This is a genomic window from Salmonella enterica subsp. diarizonae (genome assembly GCF_008692785.1).
GTDB lineage: Bacteria > Pseudomonadota > Gammaproteobacteria > Enterobacterales > Enterobacteriaceae > Salmonella > Salmonella diarizonae.
In genome coordinates this window covers 55978-74103 of sequence record NZ_VXJV01000005.1, presented here as the reverse complement: position 1 = coordinate 74103, position 18126 = coordinate 55978, and the positions used below count along the sequence as shown (strand labels likewise).

General features: G+C 38.6%; 15 protein-coding genes. 8 read left to right on the top strand and 7 right to left on the bottom strand.

The window, feature by feature from the left end:
* Window positions 1-884 precede the first annotated feature (884 nt).
* The 7 genes from F4V72_RS11535 to F4V72_RS11505 all read left to right on the top strand — a co-directional run bounded on the left by F4V72_RS11535 (window position 885) and on the right by F4V72_RS11505 (window position 9049).
* Window positions 885-1397, top strand: a complete 513-nt coding sequence (locus tag F4V72_RS11535) for a hypothetical protein (protein ID WP_088734299.1) — start codon at window positions 885-887, stop codon at window positions 1395-1397.
* Window positions 1394-3934 carry a hypothetical protein gene (locus F4V72_RS11530; RefSeq protein ID WP_136058444.1) on the top strand — a complete coding sequence of 847 codons (2541 nt, stop codon included), beginning with the start codon at window positions 1394-1396 and terminating at the stop codon, window positions 3932-3934. Before F4V72_RS11535 ends, F4V72_RS11530 begins: the two co-directional genes overlap by 4 nt.
* A 277-nt stretch (window positions 3935-4211) precedes the next feature.
* Window positions 4212-4574 (top strand): hypothetical protein, encoded by a 363-nt coding sequence (locus tag F4V72_RS11525; RefSeq protein WP_150342453.1) that lies wholly within the window; start codon window positions 4212-4214, stop codon window positions 4572-4574.
* Window positions 4575-4749: 175 nt separating this feature from the next.
* Window positions 4750-5394, top strand: coding sequence for a helix-turn-helix domain-containing protein (locus tag F4V72_RS11520; RefSeq protein ID WP_063390179.1), 645 nt, complete (start codon window positions 4750-4752; stop codon window positions 5392-5394).
* A gap of 214 nt (window positions 5395-5608) precedes the next feature.
* Window positions 5609-6010 carry a CesT family type III secretion system chaperone gene (locus F4V72_RS11515; protein ID WP_088734303.1) on the top strand — a complete coding sequence of 134 codons (402 nt, stop codon included), beginning with the start codon at window positions 5609-5611 and terminating at the stop codon, window positions 6008-6010.
* Between the two features lie 233 nt (window positions 6011-6243).
* A complete protein-coding gene (locus F4V72_RS11510) occupies window positions 6244-8316 on the top strand; it encodes an inverse autotransporter beta domain-containing protein (RefSeq protein WP_170245762.1) in 2073 nt (690 codons plus the stop codon).
* Window positions 8317-8560: 244 nt separating this feature from the next.
* A complete protein-coding gene (locus F4V72_RS11505) occupies window positions 8561-9049 on the top strand; it encodes a hypothetical protein (RefSeq protein ID WP_053529199.1) in 489 nt (162 codons plus the stop codon).
* Window positions 9050-9728: 679 nt separating this feature from the next.
* Here the strand turns inward: F4V72_RS11505 and F4V72_RS11500 are convergent.
* From F4V72_RS11500 to F4V72_RS11470, 7 genes are all read right to left on the bottom strand, one after another.
* The gene (locus F4V72_RS11500; protein WP_079813378.1) at window positions 9729-10793 is read right to left on the bottom strand and encodes a fimbrial protein; all 1065 of its coding nucleotides are present in this window, start codon (window positions 10791-10793) and stop codon (window positions 9729-9731) included.
* Entirely contained in the window at window positions 10786-11376 is a 591-nt protein-coding gene (locus tag F4V72_RS11495; RefSeq protein ID WP_136058447.1) for a fimbrial-like protein, read from the bottom strand. Before F4V72_RS11495 ends, F4V72_RS11500 begins: the two co-directional genes overlap by 8 nt.
* A 16-nt stretch (window positions 11377-11392) precedes the next feature.
* A complete protein-coding gene (locus tag F4V72_RS11490; RefSeq protein ID WP_170245761.1) occupies window positions 11393-11902 on the bottom strand; it encodes a hypothetical protein in 510 nt (169 codons plus the stop codon).
* Between the two features lie 63 nt (window positions 11903-11965).
* A complete protein-coding gene (locus F4V72_RS11485; RefSeq protein ID WP_053508646.1) occupies window positions 11966-12547 on the bottom strand; it encodes a fimbrial protein in 582 nt (193 codons plus the stop codon).
* Between the two features lie 27 nt (window positions 12548-12574).
* Window positions 12575-15763 carry an outer membrane usher protein gene (locus F4V72_RS11480; RefSeq protein ID WP_136058449.1) on the bottom strand — a complete coding sequence of 1063 codons (3189 nt, stop codon included), beginning with the start codon at window positions 15761-15763 and terminating at the stop codon, window positions 12575-12577.
* A 149-nt stretch (window positions 15764-15912) separates the two neighbouring features.
* Window positions 15913-16650, bottom strand: a complete 738-nt coding sequence (locus F4V72_RS11475) for a fimbria/pilus periplasmic chaperone (protein ID WP_053508650.1) — start codon at window positions 16648-16650, stop codon at window positions 15913-15915.
* A gap of 18 nt (window positions 16651-16668) precedes the next feature.
* Complete coding sequence (locus F4V72_RS11470) at window positions 16669-17280, bottom strand: fimbrial protein (protein WP_063390178.1); 612 nt, start codon at window positions 17278-17280, stop codon at window positions 16669-16671.
* Between the two features lie 256 nt (window positions 17281-17536).
* Between F4V72_RS11470 and F4V72_RS11465 the strand changes: the two genes are divergently transcribed.
* On the top strand, window positions 17537-18121 hold the full coding sequence (locus F4V72_RS11465) for a hypothetical protein (protein ID WP_053508654.1): 585 nt from the start codon (window positions 17537-17539) through the stop codon (window positions 18119-18121).
* The last annotated feature ends 5 nt before the right edge of the window (window positions 18122-18126 follow it).

Genomic DNA, 18126 nt, shown 5'->3' with positions numbered 1-18126 from the left:
AGCATACCTGCTTGATCTCCCTTTATCTGATCTTACTCCTGAAAATATTGCCACATAGTTAAATTCAGAAAAACAAACTTACAGTGGAATTGATGCTATGATCGGTATCGCACAGTTTGGCCTGAATACCCTCAAAGTGATCTACTATTTTAGCGCAGCTATTTAGCATCAGAAAACATTTTAATACCGTTATAGTGGAAAATAACCTTAACTTAAAAAATATTTACTCTACAGATGAGGGGGGGGCACTTCAATCTGCGATTATACTCATGCAAGCAACCAAAAATAATATCAGATGTGTGTAATTTACCTTTCATTCTTTCAGAAAGAGGCAATAATCATAAAATAAAAACAAACGACTCTAATAATAGTCTAGTAAAAATCATTTGTACTCCTCATGAAGTTGAATAGTACCCACCCAATCGCAATTTTATTTTATAACTGCTAGTATATGATTACTATAGATAGTCTTAAGTCGTATCATAAACAACCAAATACTTTATCCCTCTTGAAATAAGAGGTAGTCAATAATAAGATGATTGAAGAGTTATTATCATTTGAGGGGAATCATACTTAGCAGAGAGAATTGCTTTTATTCAACAACCTATAGAGCCCGAAATGACCGTGTTGCACATCTGTATAGCATCAATGTCCAGGCAGCTCAGCAAATGGCAAAAAAAGTATAGTGAAGACTCACCGGTGGCTGTTACCAGGGGTCATATAAGTTGGTTTCCCTCACCCAGGGCCTCGCCCCCAGAGGCTCTTTGCAAGCATTTTTTCCTGTAATTCCAATTAGTTAGAATATGAGCACGCAAGCGAGGTAAAACGTCTGGAGATAGAGAGATAGATCTATGTATTAATTATCATTATAAACAGGAAGTCATATGAAAAATGAATCTATTTATATAAATACATTTAATATGCTTAACTCGCATTCCATACCAGAAAAACTTTCGTTTGATATATTTAGTCAACAATCCGATAGAGATAAAAGTATTTTTAAAAGAAGTCTTAATGATGGCTATATATTTAAAGGACTCGTAGGCCATGGGGTCCAAAGTTGGTGCTGGCGCATTATATGGGAAACATCACAATGTGGTGTCGCTTTAGATATACCTATTCGAGGCATATACTCAGATATTGACACGACTGATAATATGCCAGCACAGGATATTGGGGAGTTATTTGTTAATGCTTGCAGCAGTGCAATGGAATCCGAATTTTACTTCCAAAATCAAAAAGCAAACATATATATAATAATGGACACTGATGAATTCAAATTTAAGATAGTCAATACCAGAGATAATAAAACAATATATGAAGGTTCAGCGTTAGCAGAACTGTTAGATATACTTGAAAGTAGTAATAAAAAACAAATTCACGGTAAAAATATATGACAACTTTAAATAGAACATTCTTAATAAGCAATCCAAATACAAGTTCAGCGGATAGTAGCCATCCGCAACCGCACAACAGAAAACAGTTACCAGGAATAAGAGCAAGAGCATCTGTAGAACGACTAAGTGATTCTGAGACCATAAACCGACTCAAAAAAATCATACAACAAAACATATCTAATCATGGTGGTATGAATGAAATATCTCATATTAATCTGATTAACAAAATAAATAACAATCATATTTTGTCTGCTAAGAATAAAGATCACAATTTTTTTATTAGTCAGTCCACCCATGCCTGTACACAACTAAAGAAGGCAATTTGTCATGCTGATATTTGCATGCGAAAACTGGAAGATTACAAACTTAACGATTTTTCAACTCATTCAGATTCAGAAGTATTTAAGGCGCTTAATCAAGCTGTTAAAGCGCAATATTCACTTAAAGAAAAGTTAAAAATATATGGAAAAACGGTTACTGGTGATATGCTAGAATATATTAGCTTATGCGCAGAAGATTGTGAACGCCGCATCAGCGAAATGCTCAATGTTGCCAGCCAGGCAAATAATTCCAATCGAAAAAACAATATCGACATCATGAAAAATATCGGTGAAAATTTAGATAATGTTGTCACTAATATGCATGGCACTCCTCAAGCAATGCAAGAATTTTATAAAGAAGTCAACGAGTTATTGATTGAGCTGGATATATTAGAGAAAAATAATAATGGGATAAATAATAAAATCGCCTATCACCGATTAGAAAATAAAACACGCAACCTCCAGTTCAAATTAAACGCAATGCTATCGCAAAATAAAACATATGAAAGAACAAAATTAATATATGACGATATTATTTTCAACACTATCAACAAATCACTAAATCTCGCACTCGGAAGATGTAAAATAATTGCAACAGCTAATATTAATCCTGTTTTCGAAAATTCGATAAACCAACTATTTCAACCGACAATAAACACTCTGAAAACGGCCCAGGACAAAATTCCGTACATATATACGGAAGAAAAAGAAGTCATTAATTATATAATACAATATACAGAAAAACTCCAGACTAATCTACAAGAACAGGCAAAACGGCTTGGGGGTTTAAGCGAGCTCAATTCGGTACATCGAGATGTACAAAAAATGATTGAATATGTGAACACGTGGTCCTATCCTAGTATAGGAAAGCTCCCTCAAAGTCTTATTAAAATAGTACGCGATAGTTTCAATCGGACAATATATAACTCTTTTGATTATCGGGTTTTTTCATCTGGATTAATCGAACTATCTCAGCTATCAATAAAATCCGCCTCTGGAAACTTTACTAACACTGGACGTTATCTGACACAAGCTTTTTATAATTCACCGGGCTCTGATGCCTTGATAGAATGTTACTCACGCGGTATTCCACCTAAATATCTTGAAAAGGATTCATCCTCCGAAAGGCTTAAATCAGCTCATACGCTAGGTTGCGGAAGCGTAAATGAAGTGACATTGTGTGTTTATAACGCACCACATGGACAACATCCTATTGAGAAAGTTTTTAAACCTGAGTATGTTGGTCGTTATGGATTAGGTAATCTTCAACTTCATTGTTTGGACGGCAATAACTTTTCAGAAATGCTAGTCCGTAATATTGCATCCAGTGAGGTAGCCAAGTATTTAGGTTGTCAAAATATAGTATCAACAGCAACAGCGGGAATGTATAAAAAACAGTTTGGGCTTTTTATGAATAAAGCCCCTGGAAAAACACCTTGTGATCTTGTAAGTACAGGCGGGATAACTCAATCCCAGTTAGAATCGATTCTTAGCATATGTAAAACAAATAACAAATTCGAAATTGCAAAAGCAAATTTACGGCATGAATTAAATAATCTGGAGTGGGCTGATGCGTTAGCCGGCCAAATAGATCGACATTCTGAGAATTATCTTATCGATATTGATAAGCTTACCGGCAACATAAAAGTAACAGGGATTGATAATGATGCCTCCTTTAGCGTAGCATTAACAGGTATAGGTATTATATCAGTAAATAATCTAAATATATCTGTACAAGACAGGAATAAGTTAACCCCTTATTTTCTTAGAACATCGCAGGGAAAACTATACCTTGATGATTATCATAGCCCGGTAATAGATATTCGCATGTTAGATCATATCGGTCAAGAAACCATAAGAAATATTACTGGGATAAATCAAAAAATAGTGCCTGATCTTATTTCTCAGGAGACTTACGACGCATTAATGTCTATCGATGCTGTTGATTATGCAGAAACCCTAAGCGAATTATTACCACCAGAGAATGTTCAAGCTGCCCTTAAGCGTCTTGAATCAGCTAAACAACATGCTTCAGAATTATATCGTAATAATCGGGTCATAAGTAATTGGCAAGATCCTAACATTGAAATTTATTATAACAACGAACTGCTAGATTATGAAAATAAATTAAACAGAGGCATCAGTTATCCACAAAATGCCAATCTCGATCTATCTTTATATCTTAGGGATTTCCACTATAGTGTATTATTGGTTTAATTTTCATAAACTTATAATATGCAGCGTCTGAAAGTACGGGTGTTTGAGAATTTGGCATCAGGCACTGGCTGTTACATTTTTAGCCGTATACTGCTGGTCCCATGATGCGATAAGGCGGTGTCGTATAAAACATAAACAATGTCTAATTTTGGGCTTCTCGCTACACCTGATTTGATATATAAATCAATATATGTGCAAAAAGAATGATGATAGCGAATAGTATTCAGACGTTGATTTTATTTCATTCTTATAATATATAAACTGGAGTTTTGCTAATATGAGCAGTAAAGATCAACAATCTCAATGTAAAAAAATTAAATTATATAATTCTGAAATAATGGATTTACAATTTAAAATAGAAAAAATATCTCAGATTCTGAAAGATTTTGATGGGCATAGCTTGCAGGTTGATGACAAAAAAAAGATCACTATAAAAACAACGCCTAAAGTAAATAAAAACATTGCTAATGTATTAAACATCAGCTACGAAGAATGCGTAAATTTACCTACAAAAATCATCTTGAAGAAATTATCAGAAGAACAAAAAAAGAGCAAGAATGTAGCAATGGAAAAACTAAAATTCATTACAACCATTAGCCAATCTCTACTACACCTGGCAACAATAAGACACAAAAAGTAGCAAAAATTGATGAAAAGTTATTTTATTAGAAGTTAAATCTCACATTAGTGCACTTATCGAAATATGTTCACGAGGTGTGTAATAATACACCATTAATGGCGATTCAAATGCAAAATATCTGGTAATATTATGTTTCATAGATTTTTTCTGGATACACGTAAGTACAGGTAAATAAATGAATCTTTATGACATTGATAAACCCACCGAATACATAGAAAAATTGTTATCTCTCTTTCCTGTTACACAGCCATTTTTGCTTGAGTCGGGAAGTATTTTAGATCCTAAGGAGAAAAAAGATTCAATGCAAAAAAAGATTTATTTTTTGCTTGATGGCGCATTGCTTGTATCTATCGGCGAAGGTGAAAAAAAACATAATCTGGGTATAACTACCAGTCCTTATATCCTTGGGCTAGGCCAGTTAGGACAAACTGGTGCTATTTGCGAGTTTGAATCAATATCACCATGCTTACTGGATTCAGTTGACATTGATGTCTTCAATAAGATTATAGATGAAAATGGCATGTGGCGTGAAGTTGTTCAGATTTTATTACCCACGTTAGCAACAGTAGCAGTTCGAGCCTCCACATCAGGTTTACAATCTGCTTATGAAATAATTCGCAGTTATCTAATTTATATGGAAAATGAAAACTCCTATGCTATCAAGGAAAGGTATACCGTTGTCAAGTACATGCAGACATTTTCAAGGTTATCACGCAGCATGATTCTAAAAATTTTAGCACAACTAAAAATTGGTGGTTTCATTGAAATGGAAAATGGAAAACTTATAAGAATTAATAAAAAATTACCAGAAAAATTTTAACAGTATTTTTATGTATTATCTTCACTGCCAGACCTCTGCTGCATTGGAATCCAAAATGAGACCGCAAGATAATTTATTAATCCTGTAGCTAATGCATTATTGGCCTTGTCATAAACAGATAAATAGCTTTATAGTCTGGCGATATACCCAAGCGAAATTCAGTCTTGTAAAATTTTAATGGATAATAAGCACACAGCTTATAAGGAGTAATTGGATGTCATTACGGGCAAATATAATTTTAAAAGAATTTGGTATCACTCAGGGCGTACCGGATATGAAGTTTAATGAGGATGGTATCTGTTCATTTCTTATTGATGAGGAATATGACATTACTCTCATTGCTGATAGTGACGAAAAAATATACATGTATGGTGTTTTAGCCAATACCACAATCGAAGACGCCCATAAGCAAGCACTAGTACTTATTTCTGCAAATACTTATCTTTTCAGTAGCGCTGAGCTTGTATGCTGTTATGAATCACAAGCACAGGCTTTCATTTTAATGAAAGTTCTAAACCTGGATAACTTAACAACCAACATTATCGAAGAAAGTATCGATAAAATTATTGATACGATAAAAAATGTACGAAGCACTCTGGTAGAGTTGGAGCTTTGAAAAAGACTTAATACATTAATATTGCTGGTGCTGGCTTCCTGACCTCGGTTGGATAGCAGAATATTGTATAGCCGTAAACTTAATAGTTAGCTGCACCATATTTCAAAAAATAAACAACATTAAGTAATTATTCTTATGAAAAAAAAAATCTTTTTTTACTCGTTTTAACTTGTATATCGTCGGTAGTTTATGCCCAAAATATCGACTCGTCAAAAACGGCGAAAAATGAGGATTTGCCGACACTAAATTCCACATTAACACCGAGTACACAACCCACCCCTTTTGAAAATAAAATCATCAAAGGCGCATCATCATTCGCAAAATCACGCGAATCAGTGAGTAACTATGCTTATGCGCAGGTATCTCAGCTAGCATCCGATGCTTTTGAAAAGTGGTTAAAGCAGTACGGAAATGCTCGCATAACGCTCAATACACAAACACAAAATAGTAAGGCTTTAGCCGGCAGTAGCGCCGACCTGCTGTTTGGCCTTCACAATCAAGAAAATCGTCTTGACTATATCCAGTTCGATACACATTACGAGGATTCTGATGATATGATTGTTAATGTGGGTCTTGGGCAACGTTATTTTCTGAAAAATAATACCATGTTAGGTTATAATCTATTCTATGATCAAAATATGAGTAGCAATGTAACCCGTACGGGTGTTGGCCTTGAACTCTGGCGTGACTATTTCAAATTCAGTGGCAACGGATATTTTGCACTTAGTGACTGGCAAGATTCTGACGAATTACAAGATTATGATGAAAAGGCTGCCGATGGCTATGATATACAAATAGAAGGTTATTTACCTTCTTATGCTCAGCTAGGCGGGCATGTGAAATATGAACAATATTTTGGTGATGATGTCGCATTATTTGGTACCGACCATCTGCAAACGAATCCAAATGCCATCACTGTAGGACTCAGTTATACACCAATTCCTTTAGTCACCTTTGCAGCAGATTATAAAAAGGGAAGTGATTCACTGGACGATACGGCAATATCAGTGTCCTTCAACTATGCATTTGGTATTCCCTGGTCACAACAAATTTCCCCAGATGCAGTACAAATTCGTCGTTCTTTAATGGGGTCACGCTTCGATTTCGTTGAGCGTAACAATGATATTGTTATGCAATATCGCAAACAAGATGTCATTAAACTCTCGCTACCTGCATCATTAAGCGGGGAGATATCAAAGCAGGTACCATTGACAGCATCGGTTGATACAAAAAATGGGCTTGATCATATTCAATGGGACCCATCATCATCCCTGCTGAAAGCCAATGGATCTGTTACACAGGGTAGCGACGCGACACATTTCACTGTCACGTTACCTCCTGTCGCAGGGCAGTATACCCTTAAGGGCATCGCTTATGATCGCCACAACAATGCCTCAAATAGCGCACAAACTCAATTTACAGTTATTGAATCGAGTGCAGGAAACCCACAAATAACCTTTAAAACACCAGAAACAGCCTGGACCGATCGCGCTGAACCTCTTAGTGTGATTGTTACCGATTCCGCGGGTAATCCAGCACCGGGCACTTCTATCACATTCTCCACCACCAGCGGAATCTGCGGCGGTAGCGATTGTTCCTTTAGCAAAACCGAAGTTACGGCAAAAGATGAGAGTGGCATAGCTATCGCCTCAACAACATTATCTGACACTACAGATGGGCCGGTGACTGTTACAGCATGTATTACGGGTACAAATAACTGTACTAACCAGACGATTACATTTTATGATCCACCAGCACTTACCGGACAACTACAGCTGGCAGGGAAAGCACTGCTTGATAATTCGCTACCGTCCTCATGGATTAGCAACACACAATTTAAACTTAGTTCTACCGCACAGGGTGGGGATGGCCATTATAGCTGGGAATCATCGAACGAGGATATTGCTTCAGTCGATCAAAATGGCGTCGTAACGATCAAGGATCAATTAGCTAACTTTACTATCCGTATTACCAGTCTGGGAAGGCAATCTGATGATGCCAGCTCGTTGCATATAGCAAAAGGGAATGAAATGTTACATGTTTCCTCATCACTGGCGACCTACGATGATACAAAAGCTAACTGTGAAAAAATGGGTCGCAAAATACCAGCATTGGCTGATTTCCAACGCATAACGGCAATGTGGGGGAATATGGATAGTTACCCAACTTATCAGGCAATGAATAAATATGTTTGGGCGGAGAGCGAGACAACGAGTGATGTCGGGACGGGTTACCGCATGAGAGATGGTGCCAATTATCCTAACTTGCTAAAAACAGATCCTGAATATCAGGGATGCCTGGAATAAAAATGAATGCCAGCCCGAAGGGCTGGCATTTTACTCACATACACATAAACTGATTATCCCATGCTCAACGCGACAACTTCCCCCTACAATCCTTATTTTATAAATTCTAATCTTACTCACATAAGACAGACGCCTCCCTAAGCGAGATGGAGACCTTCTGGCTCACAGATAACTCTGGCCGATAGGTTGAGCATAGAAAGAATGTGGAAATAATCCCGTTTCTTCCCTGAATTTAGGACATAAAATGAATCCAGAAACATTCCATCTGCTTAATGCCTTTTATGAGCAGACACTTGGGAAACCGTTAGAATCATGCAGCCTGGTAGGCTTCAACGGGCAAGATACCGTTAAAATTCTCTGGTCTCTCAATGAGATTTTTATTCCCCATTTGCACCGTCTAAAAACCCTCCGGTATAAAGCGCAATACGAACCAGAAGCGGACGAAGCGATCAAAAATCTTGTATTGAACGGCGATGACTGGTCATCACTTCCTCTTACGGTTTTACGTATCCTCTTCGAAAGGCATCAGCAGGGTCTCTTGCTTTGTATTGGTAACGCCACTGGGGAAAACCAGGTTATTGCGTATGCTCCGGCAGATCTGAATGACAATACCCGGGCAACTTTCGTAATCGCTTTTCTACTACATGCAATGGTTCTTCCTTTTCCAGTAGCCGACGAATCACAACTCGACATTGACTCAATGCTTGAGTATCAATCCGACGCGTTGCATTAACGGATTTCTGGTGGACTTCTTCGAATTGAAACTATCAGACATGTTTTCCGCTCCCTTTTGTCATTACACTTTATCCAAAAGAGAGGGGGGCGGCTATTTCAATCCAATAATTCGTAACCAGTGTATCAATGCATCCTGCCCCGCATCACCAGGATGAACAGTGATAAAGCTCCACCTCTATGGTTGACCGCTAACTCTGCGCAGAGAACAAGGTTATTCAGAGACAAAATATTCAAAGCCAACGCAAACCAGACCTTCAGATGACGGAAGTAGTATGAAGATGATTCGCTAATGCTTTTTATTACCAATAAGGAACTGGAGTTCAGGCGGGTAAAAAAAGAAATGCGCATGCACCCTGTTGCATAAAGTCCCTGGTCCGGGTTGATATTAATATCTTCAATAATCGAACCCGATGCCGACGACATCATCCCCGGCTGATAGAGTCAGGGGGATCAAGTAGTGCAACCCGACGATACTGGTGAAAGGGATTCTAAGGTATCGCGTAAAAAGCTCTGACATAATAAACGATCGGGCATAGACGTAATCTCATTGAATTGTTGGCAAAATCAGTCGATCGCATTTTTTATGCCCGTCCTTTTTTATCCGCTCATTACTGGGGGAAGCCCTCAGTGGAGGAGTGTGGTCAGGTCAATTTCATAAGAGCACTCAAAACACAAAATCAATTATAAGTAAAGGTAAATGTTCCCATAGCTTTAAATGTTCCTGTGGTTATTACTCCCTTCCCATCGTCACTTAGCACTGCATAAAAATTAGCCTCGCGAGTATCCGGTGTGCTTGAATCCTGGACAGAATAATAACTATTAGCATCATTTGGAATCAATGCGACATCATTCGTTGAGTATATCTGTACACCGACACCACGCTGTGCATTATTGATATCAGCCAACATACTATTGCTATAAGGTGATACGTATTGGGACGTTAGTTTGGTAATCAGATGATTAACACCACCACAGCCGGTTAATTTTATAGTAAAGGGAATTTTTTTCGGATGTTTATTACCAATCAGTTCACTCGTATAGTAATCACCAAGATTAACCTGAGTCCCTGATGCATTATCTGAATTTTCAAGCGTGGCCGCATCACATGTCGGTTGCGGGATGTTAAGAGTGAATGAATTATTATTAATCTGAATATCCTGCGCATCAGTCTGGGAACCAATTCGGAAATCACCAACCATATTTGCGTTAGGTGTTATGGTATGCCCCTGCCCTGGTACATAATCTCGGGTCTGGAAAAGTGTCAAGTCGAAATGACCTGACTTACCTTTCCAGTACTCTTTATCATGATCATCATCAACTGAAAAAACCGTTGTGTAGTCCGTACTCATTGCAATGTAACCCGTTGGTGGCTCTGAATTCGAGACGAATTTTATTCCATATACAATTCCGGTAACGTTTGTGGGAAATAATGCTACTTTAACACCATTAATAGTCGTACTTGTAACCGCAACCCCTGATTGCTTTGAGTTTAAGTCTTGCCCCCCCTTACCAGCATTACATGAAGTAGTTACTATTACAGAACCTTTGATATTATCTTTCAAAATTTTTGTATCAGAAACGGGGGAAGTAATATCAACTGATTGTGATGCAAAGGTTAATGTATCCGTTTTTGCACCATTAAAAAAACACTCAGTTGCCCCAAACGCATGGATAGAGAAAGAAAATAAAAAAACACCAATGACAGGCCTTGATAGTTTACAAGCGATACGTCCATTATTCATAAGTTACCTCTACAGTCACATGCGTCGTAAAATCCCCCTCTGTAATAGTGTTAATTTTTTGCAAGCGCGCAAAAAAACCATAACTATTTAGATAGGTATCAGATGTTACATCAAAAATAGCATTCGAATGCCCGGATTCATCAAGCACATTTTTATCCTGCTGTTCAGCAAAGATAACTAACCCTACGCCAGTTGCGCCTCCATCAGCAGGTAATATATCATTAGCAAATGCCTGAGAACTTTCTACGGGGAAAGTACCTGATTGAGGGGAAAAGTTAAAAATAAGCTTGCTGATAACACCACTACTCAGCGGAGAGCAATCTGATACGTTAATAGAAAAATGCTTTCCATTACCGATATAATTGGTAAAAGAGTCAACGCTTTTAATCGCAGCAATACTTTGCTTCCCAAGGTCAACAGACCCGGAGTCGGAAAAAGAAATCTTACAACTATTTTCAACCACATTTGCTTTCACATTTAACGAAAGAGTTTGCTCTGCAGAATGCGCTATCCTTACGGTATCTATCTGAAAGATAAGCATAGTCAGAAGGCAACAGTACCATAGTGAATGTCGATAATTCATGTTGTCTTTCTCAAATCTACGGGTATGTAACGATAAGTGTAAGAGTTGTATCAAAACTCCCGACCTGTAATGTGGTTTCAGTCGGTATCATTCGTATGCTCATCGGTAAAATCGTCGTATCATCGGTCACAGAAAAACTTTGTCCTGATGATTGCGAGCAGATAAATTTCGTACCGGCATCTGGTTCGCCACTCCATAATTCAACAGCAATCCCTTTGGCATCACCATTCGCATTGGCAAAAGCATCTTCCTGTCCATCACCATTAGTACATAGAGAGGAGGAGGATGGCGCAATGGTAACTTTCGTTACTGCCAGGCAATCATTAAGAGCAATACTAAAATTTTTAGTTGGTTTATTACTGTTAAACTCAGAAATATACATATTACCAAAATCCAGTGTATCAACTAAGTTACCAGCATCATCATGTAAAACTGCTTTGCAAGTCCCACTTTCTATTGTCGAATTAAATGTTGCCGTTATTGAAGCAGTATCAGTAAGAGCGAAACTAATTTGAGATGATGACACCAATACTCCGGCAAGTATCATTCTCTGCAGATTAAGCATAATAACACCCAATATCCTATATTTTTATTCATAGGTAAAATTGAAAGTAGCAATAGTACTAAAATTCCCTGCTGATATTTTATCGGAAGTGCTAATCAAACGAGCAATTAAAGGTACAGTACCGCTGTGAATTTCATCCTGGGTCCACACCAACCCTCCATCGTCTGCAGTACTGTTGATGGTAAAAGGGGTATCCGGTGCAGTCTGGCGGGCAATAGTTAACCCTATATTTTTTGCGCCGCCATCGCTCCCGGCCAAAGAGTTAACTAACGCAGTAGTCATCCCGGATACAGCCGCTCCACCAATGGATACATTAATTTTGCTAATTTCAGGGGCGCAATTAACTATGCCTATGGAAAAATCTGTGGAAGCGCTGTCCAGGTGATTAATAATGTCCATCGCCCCCACTTTACCATTATTACCAATCGTGAAAGTATAGTTATTTCCTCCAGTAGACTTGCCACCCAGCAATGTCATATCGCAAGTTGAGATTTTAATGTTGGCTATGAAATCAAGGTCAAGGTTCAGCGCATTAACTTTCCATGAAATAATACATGATAAAAAACAGAAAAAATAACCATGATACCGCCTTCCAAAAGTCATCATCGTATGATCCTTAGTGTAAATTTTATTTTAATTATTCTGCTTACAAAGCATTGCAGATAGCAGCATACTGGTATTTTTTTTATCATTCCGTGCAGGCAAATGGTAATTGACATAGCATTGCTGGCTTGTATCTTCCCCCCATTTAATATGCAATGTGCCAGTATCCTTCATCCCACGAAGTAACACTTTACCACCCTGTCCAACCGCGCTAAGCCATTCATTATTTTCATCATACACGTCAGCACCGAATGGTATATGAGAATGCTGTTCGGTCATAATGTCAAAGACATACGGTGTTCCCACTTTAGTCTTAAAACTAACCTCCACTACCGCACCGGCATCAGGAATAACTGTTGCAGAGGTATTATCCAAATAAACGGAGTTATCAAGCTGGCTAATATCTACATTTACCATATTACGATGATAGGGAGATAAATTAGTGACTACACCATAGCCAGAGTGATCGATTTGGTTATCAGAAGATCCAACATGACTTCCTTCGGCCCCAGGCGCACTAACTAATGCTATCGTATTTGCGCTATCAATATTATCCGGGACAAAAACAAGCCCACCATGGTAAAGGATCATGCCTCCGCTAGCACCCAATGACATTTGCTTATCACCCCGGTCACTGCCGGAGAGTGATGCATTCCATGGACCGAACCGGCTTGCATAATTAACATTTCCCCCAACCTGCGTGAGATTGTTACCCGACTGGTTAGAGTCTGCCGAATATGAGGTGTTCAAACTATAATTGAATCGGTTATCGGTTGAATTACCATTGGTACTGGCGTCAAGCTGGGTAGTGCCGTCAGAATCGCTTCGCAGCCCCATATTAACATCAGTAAACCCATATTTTTTCTTAAAATTTGGGGATAATTTTTCAAACGGTAAATTAAAACTTAGATAAACACTATCATCCGAATCATTATTCTCATCATAGCTGCGTTGAGCGGTAATACTGTATGTTCCCCAACGGAAAGCATTGCTGTACCCTAATGAATATTGGGTGTTGCTCTGCTCTGACCAATATCTATTCCAACTCCCTGACACATACAGCGATCCCCAATATTCATTATAAAAGTCAAGAGGCTGGGTAATATTGACTTGCAATTGATCCTTTAATCTTTGATAGTCACTGATCACCCATTGAGCCTGATTTTGGGTATGTTTTAATTGATCATAAATATTAGTTGCATCACTCAAAGATAAATAATGCTCTGTAGCATAACGCCATGCAGCAACGTTAACTGAGGTTTTACTTTGCGCTAATTGCTGACTATAGGACAAACGGTAACTCGTACCATTCCATTTTCCGATATCAGGCAGCGTGGCATAGGACTGTGTCGCATCAAACGCAAAAGCGCCTAAAGCAGTATTGACGGCGCTTCCTAACAAAAATGCGTCATAGTCCTGGTCTGTTGACTGGAATCCTGCATAGGTAGTCAGTTTGTCAGTCAGACCGTAATAGACACATGCGGTCGCAATATCAGGGGAATGGTACAATCCATCCTGGTCTAACTGACCTAAGGCAACCTCCCAACGCAGGCTATCTTCACGTAAAAGTTGTGAAACAGAGGAGAAAGGAACCGAAAAATGTTGCTCCCTGCCATCAGCCTCAGTGAGCGTCACATCCAAATCATTTCCGAACCCGGAGGGGGTAATATCTGTTATTTCAAATGGGCCAGGCGGTACAGTGACCTGTTTTATGATATTACCATTCTGTTTAACGGTGACCTTAGCATTGGTGTTAGCTACCCCTTTGATAGTCGGAGCATAACCAGACTCAGCTCCAGTTAACATACGATCATCGTTATAAAGATGAATACCTTTTACTGCTACAGAATCAAATGTATCGCCACGGGTACTGCTTTGACCAATAACCAACTGAGACTTCAGGGAGGCAATATCACGCTGTAACCAGGCCTCTTGACTATCATAGGTGGCTTTATTGCCTGATTCCCAGTTCAGAGCACCACGACTGCGAAACCGCCATTCACCAAAATTGAGCCCATAGTGAAGCCCTGAATACACACTGTCGCTTGAATCATCCGCGTTGTCTGAATGATAGGCATTGACGTCATATGAAAATGTACCGGCAGTGATACCCTCATCCCATAGGCTTGGGTCAATATAACCATCCGGTCTGTTTTCTATATAAAGTTGTGGGATACTGATATTTAACTCTTGCGTTTCCTGATCAAAACGTACTTTTATCCCGGGCGTGACTTTTAGTAAGTTGTAATAATCCTCACCCGCCTTCTTCATCTTATCCTGAGACTTAAGTGAATATTTAATACCTAGCTGCGTCAGTGTTTTTTCAGTAACAAAGGGAGAAGTGTTTTTATTACCATCATCAATATATAAGATCGTTGCATTTAACTTTAGCTGATCATTAACAAGGACATCCAAATTGTAATTTCCCGGCATCACTGGATTACCTTCGGCATAACGGCTTACGTCAACATCTTTAGCATTACCATTCAGAAAGCGTGAATCAAACTCAACTTTTTCATCCCCACCCGATATGTCAGGCTCTTGCGCACTCCGACTAAGTTCGTTCAGAGCAACAACAGATCTGGAAGTCGTACCTGCGTCATCACCTGTAATAGACCGCTTTGAAGCCCTAATTTGCTTTGGAAACGATGAGCCTGGTTGCCTCTCTTTGAGAACCGATTTATGTACATCACGAAAGACATCATTACTTTTTTCACGTTGAACAAGTGTAGTTAATGATGCTGCTTTCATAGCATCAAAGGAAGTATCTTGTTTTTTTCCATCATGCTCTTTCAACGGAACAATAATTCCGGTAGAATTTTTGGCGTTTCCAGATAAAAAAATATTATGCAAGTTATTATTAGCTTGCTGAACAGGCTGACTCTCAATTTTCGCATACGTAGGTACTGGCATTTCACCCGTTACAGCCATTTTCTGGCTGCGCATTTCGTCTTGATCTACCTTTGAAATTATTTTTTCTCCTGGTCTTGCAACATTCAAAGACGCATTTTCTGGGCCATTTGAATATAAAATACCCCGTATCTTCTGTTCTGCGACATCAGTGTCAGTGGGATCGTCTTCTGCATATTTTACAACAGGAGAAGAATTTACATCTTTTTCATTTCCAACAAGTCCATAAGTTACAAATGAGATAGTCACAATACAAACTCCACTACCAACAAATACCCAACCCCACTTCCTTTTTCGATTTTGATACATATGGAAACTCTTGCTCAATGAATGCTTAGCATGGTTTTGCAAGTAAATAGCGTAATATCATAGAGTAAAATGATATCACTCTATTTACGGGCACAATTATGACAGGCGAATTTAAATGATAAATTCCATGAACAACTATATGACGAATATCATAATGACACATTCGCTGTCGTTAGCCCACCGAAGTCATTAACCACAGAGTAGTTGATTTTTCCATGTTCTGGAATATTGATTCCATTCGATGCGACAATGGGAAAATGTGCAGTCCCAAAAGGACTTAACATTTCCGTATTAATTGAATAATTTTTATCTGCAATGTCAATATTGGCTTTGTCCATTGATAAATAATAGCCACTATTATTCGTCACAGTGAAAAAATAGCCTTTTTTATTGCGTCCCCAGTTCCATTTAACTTTTTTCAGTGCAGACGCCAAATCACCATCCAAAGAACGTGGCCTGTAAATAAATTTGATGCGTGTTCGAAACGCTAATTGAAGCTTATTAGCAGACGCTGAAGAATCATCTTTTGGGGGTACTTCCAGCACATTGAACCAATACAATGATTCACGATCTTGCGGCAACGTTCCACCGGTATAAATGACTCGCACAGTTTGCCCATGGTCTTTATCAATACGTGTAATTGGCGGTGTTATGACAAATGGCGCGTCTATTTCATCCGGAGACTTGTTTTCAGTCCCATTATCAAGCCATGTTTGTACGAGCAATGGACGCTCACCACGATTGTCAAGATGGACTGTTACAGCACTTTTGCCCTCTGGATAAATAACCCGAGTCCCGGATATCACAATATCAGCCTGAGAATATAATGGAAATAATCCGAAGAATGTCAACAGAAAAAACCTTATGCCATTGGTACATATGCGCATAATAAGCTCCACTAATTGCTAATAATACGTAATACTAAACGTTGCATTGGTGTGAACCTTACCGGGAACAATTTGATTTGAATCAGAATTAAACTGTGGACCAGGTACATAAGCAGCCGCGAATGAAAAAACGCCACTGCCATTGTCAAGTGTTACAATCTGGGGAGTATCATCCTGACGCCCGATAAAAACTTGTGAACTTTGTGAATTTCCATTATTGAAAAGGACAACATTGACATTTTTTGCTGCATCATCAATCGTCGTATCATTATTTAGAGTACCATCTGTTAAGTTCGCAAACTCTTCAGATGAAAATGACACTTGTGCCCTGGAAATCCCGGTGGCACAGCCACTAAGCTCAATATCGAAAGGCGTTCGTCCTACACCACCATTTTCAATAGTTGCGGATTCAACATCTTTTTTTGCGACAACAGGCATAACCAATGTCATATTTGAACTTTGTGAACCAGTTGAGTTGGAAATCTTACATGTTTCACCAGTGACACCTCCCGTAAATGTAATAATGCCAACATCACCGTCAGCAGCTATCACTCCTGCAGAAGAGAGCACCGCACAAGCAACACATAGCGAACAACCAACCTTGTACCACGCTGAATAATCTTTTGACATAACCTAAACTCTTATTGGTAGATAATTCTATCATTATGTTTCCCCAAAAGGGAAACAACAGAATTATCCATCATGGCTCCGCAGTAATTCAAGCATACAAAAAGAGTAAAAATAGACATATGTGAGGGAATAAAAAACAACAACGGTCCAAATTAATTTACACTGGCATGTGTACGATTACCTCCCTCCCTCTCCCAGATTAGTCTCCCACTACAGAAACAAATACAGTAACATCCCATTGTTACCAGGAGGTTTTATGCCAAACACACAGTTAAATACGTCGGTTTCAACAATGTCTCCTTCTACTTATAGTACAAGGGATGATCGTAGCGATAACCATAAAAATGGTTGTTTTCATAAATTCAGGATCCGTCTAAGAAGGAACCCGGAGAAATCACTAAATGATTTAAACTATAGTTTATCTTTGTGCGAGCAGACATTCTCCATCACACTTTACATGGGATATAAATATAAAACTATAGAAGCTTGCCGCGATGAACTAATAAGAGAAAAGATAAAAGCCTTTGGGGTCACGAAGGATCATCCTTATGTATATAATAGAGAGGCCGAGACAAAATTTTTAATAGCTTTGGTGAACAAAAACGCTAGTCGTTTGGAAGCGGGGAAATTTCATTCCCTCCAGGATACTATAAAAGCTACAAATATGTTTGGGAAAGCGGTAGATAAAAAAAGAATTCAATACAGAGAATATCAACTTATGCGAGACAGACGCCAAAATTATTTTAGAAACCAACCCATAGATTACAAATTGCAAATTGAAGTAATGGTCAATGAGTATTATAAGAGATATCAAGAGCAAAGCGCGGCACGTAATCAGTAACCAAC

Bases quoted from the DNA above. Each gene is read 5' to 3' on its own strand.
- F4V72_RS11535 (WP_088734299.1), top strand. From the start codon at position 885: ATGAAAAATGAATCTATTTATATAAATACATTTAATATGCTTAACTCG.
- F4V72_RS11530 (WP_136058444.1), top strand. From the start codon at position 1,394: ATGACAACTTTAAATAGAACATTCTTAATAAGCAATCCAAATACAAGT.
- F4V72_RS11525 (WP_150342453.1), top strand. From the start codon at position 4,212: ATGAGCAGTAAAGATCAACAATCTCAATGTAAAAAAATTAAATTATAT.
- F4V72_RS11520 (WP_063390179.1), top strand. From the start codon at position 4,750: ATGAATCTTTATGACATTGATAAACCCACCGAATACATAGAAAAATTG.
- F4V72_RS11515 (WP_088734303.1), top strand. From the start codon at position 5,609: ATGTCATTACGGGCAAATATAATTTTAAAAGAATTTGGTATCACTCAG.
- F4V72_RS11505 (WP_053529199.1), top strand. From the start codon at position 8,561: ATGAATCCAGAAACATTCCATCTGCTTAATGCCTTTTATGAGCAGACA.
- F4V72_RS11500 (WP_079813378.1), bottom strand. From the start codon at position 10,793: ATGAATAATGGACGTATCGCTTGTAAACTATCAAGGCCTGTCATTGGT.
- F4V72_RS11495 (WP_136058447.1), bottom strand. From the start codon at position 11,376: ATGAATTATCGACATTCACTATGGTACTGTTGCCTTCTGACTATGCTT.
- F4V72_RS11485 (WP_053508646.1), bottom strand. From the start codon at position 12,547: ATGATGACTTTTGGAAGGCGGTATCATGGTTATTTTTTCTGTTTTTTA.
- F4V72_RS11480 (WP_136058449.1), bottom strand. From the start codon at position 15,763: ATGTATCAAAATCGAAAAAGGAAGTGGGGTTGGGTATTTGTTGGTAGT.
- F4V72_RS11475 (WP_053508650.1), bottom strand. From the start codon at position 16,650: ATGCGCATATGTACCAATGGCATAAGGTTTTTTCTGTTGACATTCTTC.
- F4V72_RS11470 (WP_063390178.1), bottom strand. From the start codon at position 17,280: ATGTCAAAAGATTATTCAGCGTGGTACAAGGTTGGTTGTTCGCTATGT.
- F4V72_RS11465 (WP_053508654.1), top strand. From the start codon at position 17,537: ATGCCAAACACACAGTTAAATACGTCGGTTTCAACAATGTCTCCTTCT.